General features: G+C 40.3%; 9 protein-coding genes. 6 read left to right on the forward strand and 3 right to left on the reverse strand.

Going from position 1 to position 14,793, the window contains the following annotated elements; all coding sequences use genetic code 11:
* Positions 1–39: 39 nt before the first annotated feature.
* The 3 genes from HGR01_RS15120 (at position 40) to HGR01_RS15130 (ending at position 4,535) form a co-directional block, all read left to right on the forward strand.
* The gene (locus HGR01_RS15120; RefSeq protein WP_045870290.1) at positions 40–2,208 is read left to right on the forward strand and encodes a hypothetical protein; all 2,169 of its coding nucleotides are present in this window, start codon (positions 40–42) and stop codon (positions 2,206–2,208) included.
* A 749-nt stretch (positions 2,209–2,957) separates the two neighbouring features.
* A complete protein-coding gene (gene crtA, locus HGR01_RS15125) occupies positions 2,958–3,821 on the forward strand; it encodes a cyanoexosortase A (protein WP_045870289.1) in 864 nt (287 codons plus the stop codon).
* A gap of 159 nt (positions 3,822–3,980) precedes the next feature.
* The gene (locus tag HGR01_RS15130; protein WP_045870288.1) at positions 3,981–4,535 is read left to right on the forward strand and encodes a hypothetical protein; all 555 of its coding nucleotides are present in this window, start codon (positions 3,981–3,983) and stop codon (positions 4,533–4,535) included.
* A gap of 127 nt (positions 4,536–4,662) precedes the next feature.
* Here HGR01_RS15130 and HGR01_RS15135 read toward each other — a convergent pair whose 3' ends face one another.
* Positions 4,663–5,277, reverse strand: coding sequence for a hypothetical protein (locus HGR01_RS15135; RefSeq protein WP_045870287.1), 615 nt, complete (start codon positions 5,275–5,277; stop codon positions 4,663–4,665).
* A 935-nt stretch (positions 5,278–6,212) separates the two neighbouring features.
* Between HGR01_RS15135 and HGR01_RS15140 the strand changes: the two genes are divergently transcribed.
* Together HGR01_RS15140 and HGR01_RS15145 are read left to right on the forward strand one after the other, a co-directional pair.
* Complete coding sequence (locus tag HGR01_RS15140; protein ID WP_045870286.1) at positions 6,213–7,118, forward strand: peptidoglycan-binding domain-containing protein; 906 nt, start codon at positions 6,213–6,215, stop codon at positions 7,116–7,118.
* A 419-nt stretch (positions 7,119–7,537) separates the two neighbouring features.
* Positions 7,538–8,440 carry an ABC transporter ATP-binding protein gene (locus HGR01_RS15145; protein ID WP_045870285.1) on the forward strand — a complete coding sequence of 301 codons (903 nt, stop codon included), beginning with the start codon at positions 7,538–7,540 and terminating at the stop codon, positions 8,438–8,440.
* Between the two features lie 277 nt (positions 8,441–8,717).
* Here HGR01_RS15145 and HGR01_RS15150 read toward each other — a convergent pair whose 3' ends face one another.
* A complete protein-coding gene (locus tag HGR01_RS15150; RefSeq protein ID WP_168160971.1) occupies positions 8,718–12,530 on the reverse strand; it encodes an FG-GAP-like repeat-containing protein in 3,813 nt (1,270 codons plus the stop codon).
* A gap of 810 nt (positions 12,531–13,340) precedes the next feature.
* Between HGR01_RS15150 and HGR01_RS15155 the strand changes: the two genes are divergently transcribed.
* Positions 13,341–13,511: a hypothetical protein gene (locus HGR01_RS15155; RefSeq protein WP_155539217.1), complete on the forward strand. Its 171-nt coding sequence runs from the start codon at positions 13,341–13,343 to the stop codon at positions 13,509–13,511.
* Positions 13,512–13,646: 135 nt separating this feature from the next.
* Here HGR01_RS15155 and HGR01_RS15160 read toward each other — a convergent pair whose 3' ends face one another.
* A complete protein-coding gene (locus HGR01_RS15160) occupies positions 13,647–14,630 on the reverse strand; it encodes a YgfZ/GcvT domain-containing protein (protein WP_045870284.1) in 984 nt (327 codons plus the stop codon).
* Between the last annotated feature and the right edge of the window lie 163 nt (positions 14,631–14,793).

Here is a 14,793-nt window from a genome sequence, read left to right on the forward strand (position 1 = left end):
CGCACGAATTATACTAACAAATCTACAAAGAGAGGGCTTGTGGTTTTTGATTCTGTATGGATTGTTGGCGGTAGCCGCAGTGGTAAAACAACAGGTTTAGTTAAACAGTTTTGTGATTGGGTACAAGGCGAAAACCAAGATAGCGGATCATTTTATACTACCCAAAAAAGACAAAAAAAAGGCAAACAACTATCCAAAGGATTAGATTTACGGCAAACAGAACCAGGCGTTTTGCTGTTGGCTGCCAATGATGATAATCGCAGAGAACTAGGAGATAGAATTGTTACAGCAACCCTGGGTAAATATCCAGTTAGAGCCAAGACCCCTTTAGGCTTCTTTCAAGATGAAGTCATTTTATTTTGGCCCTTACTGATTCAATCACTCAAGCTAAAAGCACAATTCCCCGTGAGATTGCGCCCCGAAACCGAACAGGAATTAGCCACCAAACTTTGGCGATCGCATTTAGACGAAGAAACTCTCCGCCGTGCGGGAATGAATGAGTATCGTTTAGTACGTCGCATCCTCGATTTACTGCAACTAGCAGCATACAGTGGCAAATCCTGTGAAGAGATTTCCTCAATTTTAGCAAGCGGTTTCGCAGACAATCCCATCTATTTAGAGCCAGAATTTCTCGCCTCTTTATTGCTAGAGTGGCGCGATTGGTGTTTAGACAAGGGATTGCTTACCTACGGAATTATCACCGAACTGTACAAACAGCATTTATTGCCTAATCCCCAATATCAACAGCAACTCAGGAAACGTTACCAAGCTGTACTCGCAGATGATGTAGATGATTATCCTGGTATAGCCCGTAATTTGTTTGATGTTTTGTTAGACCAAGGCGCTGTCGGGGCTTTTAGCTACAATCCAGAGGGTGCAGTGCGTTTAGGATTAGGTGCAGATCCCAACTATTTAGCCGCCTTAGCAGCACGCTGTCATGTCGAAAACTTAGTAGGCCCTTCCCGTGAGTCCTTGGCAATGCAATTAGCTACCCAAATGATGGAATTAGCCACACAACCAACGGTGATGTTGAGCTTACCAGAAACAGTACAATCAATTCAAACTACCTCCCGCGCCCAACTCTTGCGGCAAACAGCAGAAGTAATTGTAGATGCCATCAAGTCAGGAGAAGTAGAAGCCCAAGAAGTCGCAGTCATCGCCCCTGGTTTAGATGCGATCGCCCGTTATACCCTAATAGAAATCCTCAACAAGCAAAATATTCTGGTAGAACCCCTCAACGACCAACGCCCCTTAATTAGTTCACCTGCAATTCGGGCATTACTCACCATACTTGCCCTAGTTTATCCCGGCTTGGGTCGCTTAGTAGATAGAGATGCCGTAGCTGAGATGTTGGTGGTTTTGAGTCGCAGACAAAAAACCGCCGATAATTCCTCCGAAATCAGCAGCGATATCGACCCGGTACGCGCTGGGTTAATAGCAGACTATTGCTTTGAACCCCACCCCGAACGCCCCAACTTGCTACCAGTAACAGCATTCGAGCGCTGGGATAGAATCGGCTATGCTGCCACCACAGCTTATAATGAGATATTACAGTGGTTAGAAAAACAGCGATCGCAACAAGAACAGCGTTTAATTCCTAGCCCTATTTCCCTGTTATACCTAGCAGTCCAAGATTTTCTTTGTAAAGATAGCAATCCCCCCTACGATCAACTAGCAGCCTTAAGGGAACTGCTAGAAACCGCCCAACACTACTGGGAAATTAACACCAGACTGCAACCAAATAATTCACCCACACGCGCAGCTGCAGAAGCCACTATCAGCGAATTTATTCAACTGCTGCGACGCGGTACCATTACCGCCAACCCCTATCCTTTACGCCCCATCGGCCCCGCTAAAAAAGCTGTTACCCTAGCTACCATCTTCCAATACCGTTCTAGTAGAAGATTTCACCGTTGGCATTTTTGGCTAGATGCGAGTTCACCCCTGTGGGCTAAAGGTGGCGCAGCTACATTATTTGGCGCACCTTTATTTCTGCAAGACAGATTAGGCGTACCTTGGACAGCAGCAGATGAACAAACAGCCGAACAAGAACGACTACAAAGAATTTTGGCTGATTTACTTTCCCGCGTCTCCGAGAAAGTTTACCTCTGTCATAGCGACTTAGCCGTCAATGGACAAGAACAAATAGGGCCGCTTTTACCCTTAGTTCAGGCTTGTGTACCAGTGACATCTGAGGCTGCTGTGTAAAAGATTGGGGATTGGGAGATGAGGGGGATGAGGAGGATGAGGGGGATGAGGGGGATGAGGAAGAAATAATTTATTTACCGTTGACCCTTAACCCTTAACCCTTAACCCTTGACTCTTGTACAGACGGGATTCATCGCGTCTTTGCGTCTTTGCGCCTCTACAAGTGTTGACTTTACAAAAAATTCATCTAGCTTGTCTAATTACTTTATAAATAATTTATTTAATTTCCGTTTATTTACTTAAAGATTTATTACATTAGTCCTGGGGATAACACTTAGGTTAAGTAAAAAACTTATGGTGACTGATGTTTTACCTAGAAACTATCAATAGAAAGGAGAGCGATCGCAAATCTTGGCACATGATTGAGAACAGTATCAAATATTCAGCAATAAAATTACTTTTCCTTAGCAATCTCAATCTTCTTTAAACACCTGATTGTTAACTATAGGACTCATATTTGATTTTTGAAAAAAACTAAGTACACTTTTATTTCTTCTTCCCTGTTCCCCATTCCCTGTTCCCTCTTCCCTCCCTACGCAAATAATTTCTCCGAATCAAAGCGGATTCCTATATTAGCTCTTGGTAAACGCAATTTATATTTTCAAGCATCAACCTCATATAAAATAATCTATTTAGACAATAATTTATTATCAAATATTCTCGATTATACTAATAACTAAACTGGATTATATTTAATAAATATCTTATTTAAAATCTATGATTTTGCAATTACCAAACCCAATCTTGCCATGAATTTGACTAGTATCATCTCACCTAAAATTCTCAGACAAGAACCATTTTGGCTGTTAAGTATTACAGCTGCTCTAGAGGCGATATGTCTCACCTTAGTGTGGAAAGCTCATGATATTGGCCATTTAGGAATGAGTATTTTGTTTTTATTCGCTACAGGCTCTTTATTATGGGACAAACGTCATACATTACGCTTTGAAAGTGATGTTTTTTCTACCATTATTGGCTTGCTATTAATTACTTGGGTGTTATGGCAAAGTGCCACACAAAATTTAGAACATACCCTACGGCTTTTATCATTTACTTCCGCTTTTGCCGTTAGCTTACTAGCTTCAGGGTTTAAGGGATTAAAGCAATATTGGGAAGAACTAATAATTTTATTTTTCCTAGGAGTTCCGGCTGTAGTTTCCGATTTATTATTTGATATTTCTCCTTTGAGTGCCAAATTTGGCAGCCTGCTTTTGTGGTATGCAGGCTTTGATGTCAGGATTAATGGAGTGAATATCTATTTACCAACTGGGAGCATCAAAGTTGTTCATAGTTGTTCTGGCATAGACACCATCAACTATATATTAGGGATATCTATTATTGCGCTGGTCATGTTCCCCATCGCAAAAAAGAAGCGCTTCTTTGTACCCATTTTTGCCATTCTCTTAGGATTTGTCATTAATGGAGTCAGAATTGCTATGTTAGCTGTCATGCAAGGAACTAACAAAGCTGCCTTTGAAAGTTGGCATGGAGGACAAGCTTCCTATTCCTATGGCGTTTTGGGTATCGTGATTTTTGGTTTAGTTTATATGTTTCTGCTCAAGCAAGAAGAGCAACAAGCTGAGAATTTAGAGAAGTCTTTAAGTGGGGACTAGGGACTGGGGACTGGGGAATGAGGGATTTGACTCTTGTAGAGACGCAATTCATCGCGTCTCTCACCCGAAGCCTAAGTAATTGTCCTCAAGCTGATTTTGCAGGCATACTATATACTCTTGTGCTTAGGTAATAACCCTGGGGGAAGAGAACAACAAAATATGGCTAGCAAAAACTTCTTGTTCAGCAAATTTGCACTATTTATTACCACTTTAATTAGTTGCAATTTTAGTTCTGCTACAGTAAAAGCAACTTGTCCTACTCTCCTATTAGATGGTGACTTTGAACAACAGGCTAGCCCAACACTCAACAGTCCTTGGGAAGCAGAAGGTCAAGTAGGAGTTGATAGAGAAATAGGTAATAGCAATTCTGGTAAAAATAACGTCTGGATGCGAAATTTTTCGGGCTGGAATGGTATTAGCCAAAGAGTTAAGCTACAACCTAATGCCGAGTATGAATTAAAAGCCTACGTGCGGACATCCGGTAATGTCACAGATGGTGAATTTGGAGTGCGAGATAGTAATAAAAATTCGCTAGTAGAATTAAAGTTTGGTAGCTTATCTCAATACATCCCTTTAACAATAAAATTCGTCACAGGCAATGAATCTGAATACAACATTTTTACCGGATACTGGGCGGTTAGTCAGGATAGCTGGGTTCAGGTAGACAATTATAGTTTGACAGCCACTATGTGCAAGGATGAGGAAAATAATTAACGTTGCACAAACATGGGATGAAATAATTTTCAAATAATGTTCGCGAAAGATAAATTTTTGGTAGGGGCAAGGTACTGCCTTGCCCTCTATAATCTATTATAAAAATTAAAATTAGTCTCTACGCTCCTCACATTAATGAGATTTGCAGATTTTCTACTTTCAGCAAAATTTTGAGCAAAGCAGCTACACCAATTTGCTCGGAAACCGCATCATCATCCCAGTCTCCATCGCTTGTATATTTACCTCGGCTATAAAGATTAGTAGCTGACCACAAATAAGGACTTAGAACCTCTGGATGGTAAAGCCTATAGCCAAAACCATTGTATTTCTCAATTTGCCAAAGCTGTGCTGCCAAGCTCCAATCTTTTACTTGATCGAATTCATGAAGTACCAAGGCATCAATTGCACTTTCTTCCCAAGTATATCCAACTCCCCAACCGTTGATTGGTGAAGCAATTGGCCTACCCGGAGGTTGATTATATGTACGCTTTTTCAGCGAGTCACCATTGTGCAGATGTCTGGTGAACTTCAGGGATGATTCCATATTGTGGATAACAGCAATGAAGTACCAAGGTACATTCAGCTTGCGCTGCAAAGCTTCATAGCGTCCGCGATTTGTGCGGATAATTGCAACCGTATCTTGAGTAGGGGTCAATTTCTCTGGTTTAATTTCGCAGCGATTCCACAGCTTCTGATATTCTGCTTTTAAATCGCGAAGACGAAGTGATGTATTGGTTGTCATTTCTCTAAACACTCAGCGATCGCACTGGATTTTTTTGTGCCACAAAGGTAACTTATTTTCCCCTTGTTTACATTTATTGATACAAAAAATTAAGTTTTTTTTATCAAAATCAGGTATTGAATAATACTAAAATGCTTTTAAATACGTAATTGTAAATTTATTTATACAAAAATGATATCCCTTGACACTGAGGATATAAGGGTAAATAACTATATAGAGACCTCCACAAAAAGAAATGCCCAATTGTCATTGCGAATGTAGCGTTCGCGTAGCGTCCCGTTCGCGTAGCGTCTCCGTCAGGAGAAGGGAAGCGAAATGAAGCAACCGCAAAATATTGGGATTGCTTCACTACACTCCGTTTCGCTCGCAATGACAGCTTTTGGATCAATCATTCTGTGGAGTTCTCATATAGGACTCATCTTTGATTTTTGACGTTTACGCAGGATGCGTTAGCAGCGAGAGTACGGCATCAGCGCCAAAGCTGAGATTTTTTCAGAAATCAAATCGGATTCCTGTAGAAGTGGTATGTGATTTTTAAACAAGGCTGACTAAAAATTTCTCGCTTCTTTTCTGTTCCCTATCGCTTCCTCTTCCACGCAAGTAAATTCAGGAACCAAACCAGATTCCTTTTGCACCAGCAGTCAATGCAACTTTAAGAACTGAAAACACACTTAGATGGCAGTAGTTGAAAATGGCTATAGCTTTGTAGCGATAATTTAATTTACATTACGTGTCTACGGAAATATTTTACTAAATAACTTCCTTCACTTACACTATATAAGTGCTTTTTAAGCAGCAGATATATACTCGTATCGTATATGAATAAGTAGCAATTTTGACAAAAGTTGTATCTTAGGTTAGCTTCTCAAACAGAATCAACACACACAAGCATTTTTGGACTTAGCTAGCAAGTAGATAATAGAGGCAATTACCAGATGAAACTACAAGATTTCTTAGGAAAACAAGAGAAATGGAACTTTGAGGCCATTGGTGAAGATCTAGAATTAAGCCGTCAGATTCAAGTTTTACTAATTGGTTTAGGTTTGTTAGATCCGCCAGCAGATGGTAAGTTTGGGCCTGTTTCCGCAACCGCACTAAAAACATTCCAAGAATTAACTAAGTCTGGAGAAAATGATTATTTAGGTGCAGTTACCGCCAAGAATTTAATTGAAACGAAACCGGAAGAATTACCACAACCACCGTTAAAACTTAGCAGTAGCATTGCCAGCCGAATTGTCAAATACTTGCAATTAAAAAATTATCAGATATTCACAGGAGCCAGACAATATAACATTGTTTACATAGAGGGAATGAATGAAGATTGGAGTCTCAATAGTGATGCACCCAATGAATTTAATGACCGACGCATCGTCATTGAAATAGTAGAGGGTGTGCCCAAAATTGTAAACCACTGGCAAGCAACCACCGAACCAGGCCGCTATTATACTTACAATCCCATGAATCCGGGCGGCGCTGCTAGAATTAAATTTGGGCAATACAAAGCTTGGGCTGTTGGATACCACGGTAATGCAGACCGCCACGAAGCTTTAATTCAAGTAGCACCGATTACTGTACACCGAGATTTTAACAAAGATTTTCAACGCACTGGTGACAAACTGGATACTGGTCTTTTCCAAGTCAATCAACACTGGGGTTATGATGCGCCAGTTAATGATATCAAGAATGCCAGCGCAGGTTGTTTAGTAGGACGTAGACGCGAAGGACATCGCGAATTTATGGCGATTATTAAACAAGACCGCCGCTTTTTAGCTAATGATGACTACGTGTTCTACACTACAGTCATTCCTGGAGATGATTTACTAAAAACAGTCCCTGGATGAGGTTTTAGATCTCTATTTTGCTGTAATATAACCACTTCACAATCTCAAAGCCATGCCCACTCGTACCCAGTTAATCTAGTGACAGTGGGCATAGTTTATTAGGGTTAGGACTCACGCAAGTGTCATATTTTTTTCGTTTAGGCTGTCAAGGGGAGCCAGTCACGTGCGGAGGTTCCCTCCGTTGAGTGAACTGGCGTTCAAATGTCAAAAGTCCAAAAAACCTGAATTTTTGACCCTTGACCCTTGACTCTTATGCCAGAGGATCACTGTGCCAATTGCGTAAGTCTTGAAGTAGTATTAGCAATCGAGTCATAACCGAAAATAAAAAGGATACAAGCCCTTAAACTTATTTATGGGTGTATTTAATTTTGAATTTTGAATTCGGAGCGTTCGCCCAGCGTCTCCGTAGGAGAAGTGACGTGACTGCTGCTGTTTCCTTAGAAAACGTCTACAAATTTTACGATAAACGCCCTGTAGTCAATGACCTATCTTTCACCATTGAGACTGGCGAAATATTTGCACTCCTTGGCCCCAACGGTGCAGGTAAATCTACTACAATTCGGATGCTAACTACACTCACAAAACCATCCGAAGGACGGCTGGAGGTAGGTGGTTATGATGTAGTCAATCAATCAATACTGGCTAAAAAGTCTATTGGTGTAGTTTTACAGCAAGTTAGCGTTGATGGCGATTTAACAGTATGGGAAAACATGGAACTGCATGGGAGACTACATCACATTCCCAACCCGCAGCGACAGCTAAAAATTAATCAATGGTTAGAGTATGTCGAACTAGCAGACAGGCGTAATGATTTGGTAAAAACCCTGTCTGGCGGGATGAAGCGACGCTTACAAATAGCGAGAGCCTTATTACATCAACCACAAATTTTATTTTTGGACGAACCGACAGTAGGACTAGACCCCCAAACAAGGCGCAGACTGTGGGAAATTATTCGCGATTTGAATAAGCAAGGAATGACAATACTACTGACGACCCATTATATGGATGAGGTGGAATATTTATGTGATGCTTTTGGTTCAGCCAAGCCAGGACGCATTGGCATTATGGATAGTGGTAAGTTAATTTCTTTAGGAACTCTGCAAGAATTGCGCTCTACTTATGGTGAAGGTTTGGTAATGAAGCAGGTAGGTGCGTCTCAGGTAGAGGGTGATACTGCACATAGTTGGGAATATCTGTTTTTCCCTACCCTTGAAGCTGCTAATAATTATCTGGAACAACAGCAAAATAAAACTGGAATGATGGTGCGTCCTTCTAATTTAGAAGACATTTTTGTAGAACTAACGGGACGGAGGTTAGATTAACGGCTTTTGGGGGAAGGAGTAAGGGGAAAAGGGGAAGGGGAATATACAAAAGATACCGTTGGCGAATTATTCCGTCATGAACTGCGTACACCAGCAAGCATGAAAATCTCTCTTTCCAGTCAACAGTCATCTGTCAACCGTCAACACTATTTACAAGTCAGCTAATCACGAGAAAATCTCACAACCAAACATGAAAGCGATCGCACTCCTATTTCAGAAATGCGATCGCCCTTCAATACTAATATTCAGTTTGATTCATGGTTAAGTTAATCCCATTCTAACCAATCGCTGTACCTGTGGTATTGAAGATGAAATCACTTGCATCTAGTGCAGTTGCGCTAATTCCCACCAGTTCAGCTAAAGCGCGACGTTGATCACCAGTACCAATACCAATAAAGCCACTTGTTCCACTATCCCAACGCTCAAGGCTACCTAATCCCATTACTTGGGGTACATTGGCGAATCCAATCTTGTCTAGTCCATCGCTAAAACCTGTAATTTTGACAGGTGCTGTACCTGCTAAGGGAAGTTGACCTGTAGCAACCCACAAGCGTTCCTTACCTGGTTGAGCTTGGTAATTTTGTCCACCACTGAGTAAAATATCGTATGTAGTATCAGTAACTACTTGAGTACCATAGATTGATTGAGATTCTATAGTTCCTTTGACATTAAATTTCAGGTTAGGATTATAAACAATTTGGTCTCCATTTAGTAGAGTGTAGGTTTGGTAATTGGTATCTTGAGAATAGAAAATCTCAGGATTATACTGTTCTAAAATTAGAGCAACAGGGATTACTACATCCTGCAGATTTATTAGATTTGAGGTATTAGGATCCTTATCACCTAGGCGAAATTTAACATCACCTCCAATAGCAATATCCATCTCGTAATTGTCACGGTATGTTGTTTTATTGCTAATAGCTTTAAATTCTGTTACTGAAAACGCAGGAGCAGTATAACTATAGGTAGTCTCTACTGAGTTTTCCTCTACTTTTATATTACTGTAAGTCTTACTACCTCCATCTGTAAAACTACCACTATATGAGTAATTTCCAAAACCTTCCCCTGAGACTTTAACACTCTTGGATACCTCTGTCTCTGGTCCCAAGCCTAAAACTTTTCCTGACATTTTAGCTTTAACAGTGTAATCATAACCAACACTGATTTTCCAACCATGCTGTATTGCACTTGTTGTAGTCTTTGAATAAGATGTGCCTTCTGTGACATTGCTAGTAGCAGATGCTCTTTGGGTATATTTCAAGGTGGGGCTTGTTTGCTGTACATTACTCTTATTGATGTAAGTCCCCATCACCTGAATGTCCCCATTGGGTAAGTTGATGGATGTCAATGGACTGTATTTAACTACTCCTTGAGTTAAGGACACTCCAGTAAGGCTAACATCAGATCCCAACTCCTTTCCCAAGTATTTCGCATAGTTTTGCGCCCAGTTTCTAATAACTTGATCTAAATTCCCAACTTCATTTGCGGGGAGAGGCTGGTATATAGTTCTAAATTTTGACAAGTCTGTGCTGTCTATTCGAGTCGTTCCCAGAACTTTCGCTCTATCTACACCATTTTCCTTAATTAAGGTGTAATTCTCAACAGTGTTTCTTTCAAATGTTATATGACGAAGTTCTGCACCTGCTATATCAATGCTGTCAACGGTTCGCTCAAAATCTTGGATAATCTGAATATCCCCACTATAAAGACTGGTAGAACTGCGATCTATGACAAAGGTATCGCGGCCTTTACCTCCCCACAAATTGTTGCTTCCTTGTCCTCCGACAAGAGTATCATCTCCTGAACCTCCTGTAAGAGTATCATTACCTCCCAAACCTTTAAGCTCAACCTTAATAGTCGCAAGACTAGCATCTAAGGTGTTATTACTTGCACCTCCTCGTAGTTCAACTGTCTCAATATTCCTTAAAGTGTCAGTTCCTAAACCTGTAAGCTGATGTGTGTTGTTGATGTCATTAGGAATAACAACTCTGAGGCTAAAATTCACATCGCCTGTTTCGATAACGCGATCGCTATCCGCCCCACCATCGAGAGTATCATTTCTATCATTTCCTAAACCACCACTGAGAATATCGTTGCCACTACGTCCTTCTATTAAATCATTACCTCCATTACCTTCTAGACGGTTAGCTTGCCCGTCCCCATATAGACTGTCATTAAAATTACTCCCGATGACATTTTCGATGGAAAACAACTGGTGATTGATATTCCCGGACACAGCAGAGCCTTGATTTGAGCCATCAAGGCGAATTACATAACCACTTCCCGACTTGCTAACATCCAACGTATCAATACCATTACCACCTTTATAGATGTGATTAACTGAACGCACCTCAAAAACGTCATTATAATCTGATGTGGCAAAAGCGACTTCAACACCCGCCGAGGCAAAAGCGACAATATCCGCTCTGCCATCTCCATTTACATCTCCTAGTTGGCGTGGATATTGGTTAAAAGAACGCCATGTATCGTTTACACTTAACCCTAAATTTTGGCTGAAGGGCTGAGAAAAAGTTCCATCAGCCTTACTAAACGATATAAAAGTAGCATTGTTTCCAAATCCAATAATATCAACCCGACCATCTCCATTTACATCTCTTAGTTGGCGTGGATATGTATCTTGATTCACCCACCCTTGTTGTACACCAAAATTGTTTAATACAAATCTTTTAGGCTCAAATTCCCTTCCTTTAGATAGAGCGACTTCAACACCCGCCGAAGCAAAAGCGACAATATCAGCTTTGCCATCTCCATTTACATCTCCTAGTAGGCGTGGATATTGGTTAAAAGAACGCCATGTATCGTTTACACTTAACCCTAAATGTTGGCTCGAGGGCTGAGAAAATTTTCCATCAGCCTGACCAAACGATATAAAAGTAGTATTGTCTCCAAATCCGACAATATCAGCTTTGCCATCTCCATCTACATCTCCTAGTAGGCGTGGATAGGCATCAAAAGAAGTCCAGTAATTTAAGTGTGTAAAAGCTCCGTGTATACCTACAAAGGGATTACCAAATGTGCCATTGCCTTGTCCCCGAGATACCCAGATATCCCTATCACCAAATCCGACAATATCAGCTTTGCCATCTCCATCTACATCTCCTAGTAGGCGTGGATAGGCATCAAAAGAAGTCCAGTAATTTAAGTGTGTAAAAGCTCCGTGTATACCTACAAAAGAATTACCAAATGTGCCATTGCTTTGTCCCCGAGATACCCAGATATCCCTATCACCAAATCCGACAATATCTGCATGACCATCACCGTCAACATCTCCAAGTTGGCGTGGATATGTATTTTGAGCCGACCATCCTTGTTGTACACCAAAATTGTTTGATACGAATGTTTTAGGATTAAATATTGTTGTCCCAGAATTCATCTCAATATCAACAACCTGACCATTTAAAGTCACAGTTGCACTATCATCCTCAGCCTGCAAAACCGCTAACGCTGACTCACTTAAACTCTTCCCTTGCACCAACCATGCAAAAATGTCACCCTCATCTCCTGTTGCATCTTTTGTATTAATCTGCGAATCAACATAATGACCGTACTCTTCCAACAATACAGCCACAATAGCATCAAGATTTTGAGCATTTTGACTAATAAATTCAGCAGCTATATAAATCTTGCCTGTAGATATAGCAAAAGCCCCATTAGCACCATTAATATCATTACGATTCACAATTTCGATGCTAGGAACATCACTAAAATCTCCTTGGGCTAACTTGTCAAATATTTGATTAGCTACTGACCAATTCAAATTATTACCAAAAGCAGTTTCCAACTTTTGAGTGTACCCTGCATCAAATCGGAACTTACTCAAATATTCAAATGTATTCTGTAACCCTTGCTCTAGGATGCTATCTACAGTAGCAACTTGCCCATCCTGACTACTAGTAGAACTAACAATCACTGATGTCGGTATTAGCGAATCTTTGTGAATTAGGCTAAATCCAGAAAAATCTACTAATCTGCTATTGTCCCAGAAATTAGTAAAATACTCAGCATTAGCAACTTCCCAAGAAAAACGGACTTTATAGGAATTGTTGGGTATATTTTTGAAGTTTTTCATGTTTGATTCTAATTGCAGATATGGTTTTTCTATAACCATCCGAAAGCTATCTGTGAGAAGGGAAAATTTACCGCTATAAAAAAGTTTGTAAATCAAACATTACAGCTTTTTTCTTCTCACTATCACTTAAAAAAGGTATAGGCAATTATTTATTAACAATTAAAAATGTAGCAGTTTTAAAAAAAAACTAGTATTGAATATTTCTATTATTTATATTTAAAAAACATGGGAAAAAATGTTTTTTCGTTAAAATTATAAGTTTTTATAAATTACATATTGACATAGATAACCAATATAAATCTTATTTTTTTGCATCTTATTGGTATTTTTTATCCATATTACTTTCTTGCCTAAAATGACATAATTAACTTCACACATAATATGATGAATTTGTAAAAGTTTCAATCTTCTTTTTTTTTAATTGTAGTAAATATAATCTTGATATTTGCTTAATATAATCTTCATATTAAGCAAATATAATCTTTATTTTCTAAGCTCGACTTTATCTAATTAAGCCGCATAAACAGCTATGTCTCTCAAACGTTCAAATAAAGCGCGAGGGATTTTTACCGTATCAGGCGTAGATATAGCGAAGACACTGTTGGCGAATTCGGGAAATGCTTATGTAGAGTGGATGGACTGAGGAGTAAAGCGATGAATTTGTATGACCTCAAGCCATGTATTACATATCCAAAAATGCCCCTGATAACTTGCTGCCAAATTTTTGAATGTCAACCGAACTGAAATATTTTGTTTTCTAAAAACTAACCATGTAATACACGGAAAAAGAAAATGATTGACTAATCAACCGTGTATTACTGGGAAGCCGATTCTCTTCAACCGTGTAATACACCTCTTAATGAGAATACTCAAACTTCAACCGCCTTACTGCCCCAACTAGACGCACTTGAAGCTTTACGCGATCGCATTTTGTTGGAACTGAAGTTAGGAAGCAAGCCACTGGATACAAAGCTGCACTGAGAGCTCTCAATCGTTTCATTGCTGAATTAACTACAAACCCATAGGCGTTTCCGAATTCGCCAACAGTGTCACAAAACCTTTCCCCCCTTTCCCCTTAACCTTTTCCCGCCTCTTCTTGATGAATATCTGAAACCCTCAAGGATATTCGTGAGAGACAAAGGGAACTGCGACTATTTCACCAGTTGTTTCTCCTACTTGCACTTGTAAGCCAACGCCGCCAGCTTTAGTGCGAATATAACCTAGTCCAAAATAACCGTCGGCTGTTTCTGTGTAACTGGTAAGTTTGCCAATTTTTTCATCCCCCACGGTAATTGTTGCACCTATTTCCGCAGGAGCATTCAGTTTAATTCCCCAAAGGTTTTGCTTGACACCTTTATATGTATTTAAGCGGGCGATGGTTTCTTGGCCTATATAGCAGCCTTTATTAAAAGAAATAGTCTGCCATAAACCGACTTCTAACGGGTTGTAATCATCTGTCAATTCTGCATCTGGGGTTGGTCGCCCTTCTAATATTCGCAACGCATCCCAAGCGCGATCGCTCAACTCTACTGCACCTAATGCTAAAATTTCATTCCACAGCTTTTGTTTTTCTGCAACTGGCAAAATTAAAGTGTATCCAGGGGAAGCCAAACCGCTACCAACGGCAACAATTACGCCCTCGTTAATCACAATATGATTGCCGTAGGGTTGACCGATAATTGCCCCAGCACCCAACTTTGCAATAATGCCATCACTACCAGGGCCTATTAAACTTAAGGTAGCTGTTTCATCGGTCACATCGGTTAATTGCACTTTATCAGCAAAAAAGATATAGCGGTCTAACCACTGCATGATGAATTCGCGGCGGTTAGGCGAAACCAACAATAACACCGCATCTTCTAGAACGTAGGCACTGACTAAATCTATTGTCCGAGCAGTGGATGTCACCATCACCGTATCACACCCTTGCCCAGGCTTAAGACTTTGGAAATCGTTAGTACTTTGATTGTGTAAAAACCTAATGCGGTGCTCATCAGAAACACGGATAAGTCCCCAGTGAGAGCGATCGCAAACAACAACCCCTTCCTTTACCGCTTGGATAGCTGCTGCGTCTTGAGCGTCAATTGCAGATGTTGGCATGGTAATGCAGAGTTGCTTTGTGTCAGTGTTTTCGCATTGGAAATATTAGCAAATTAAGGGGCAAAGGGGAATAGGGCATTGGGAATAGGGCATGGGGCATGGGGCAAGTAGTAAGCAGAGGGAGAAGAGAGGCAGAGGGGCAGAGGAAGAACCTTTATATAGT

The sequence above is a fragment of the Tolypothrix sp. PCC 7712 genome, from assembly GCF_025860405.1.
Taxonomy (GTDB): Bacteria; Cyanobacteriota; Cyanobacteriia; order Cyanobacteriales; family Nostocaceae; genus Aulosira; species Aulosira diplosiphon.

Coding starts and splice junctions, on each gene's coding strand:
- crtA (WP_045870289.1), top strand. CDS start 2,958: ATGAATTTGACTAGTATCATCTCACCTAAAATTCTCAGACAAGAACCA.
- HGR01_RS15135 (WP_045870287.1), bottom strand. CDS start 5,277: ATGACAACCAATACATCACTTCGTCTTCGCGATTTAAAAGCAGAATAT.
- HGR01_RS15140 (WP_045870286.1), top strand. CDS start 6,213: ATGAAACTACAAGATTTCTTAGGAAAACAAGAGAAATGGAACTTTGAG.
- HGR01_RS15150 (WP_168160971.1), bottom strand. CDS start 12,530: ATGAAAAACTTCAAAAATATACCCAACAATTCCTATAAAGTCCGTTTT.
- HGR01_RS15130 (WP_045870288.1), top strand. CDS start 3,981: ATGGCTAGCAAAAACTTCTTGTTCAGCAAATTTGCACTATTTATTACC.
- HGR01_RS15160 (WP_045870284.1), bottom strand. CDS start 14,630: ATGCCAACATCTGCAATTGACGCTCAAGACGCAGCAGCTATCCAAGCG.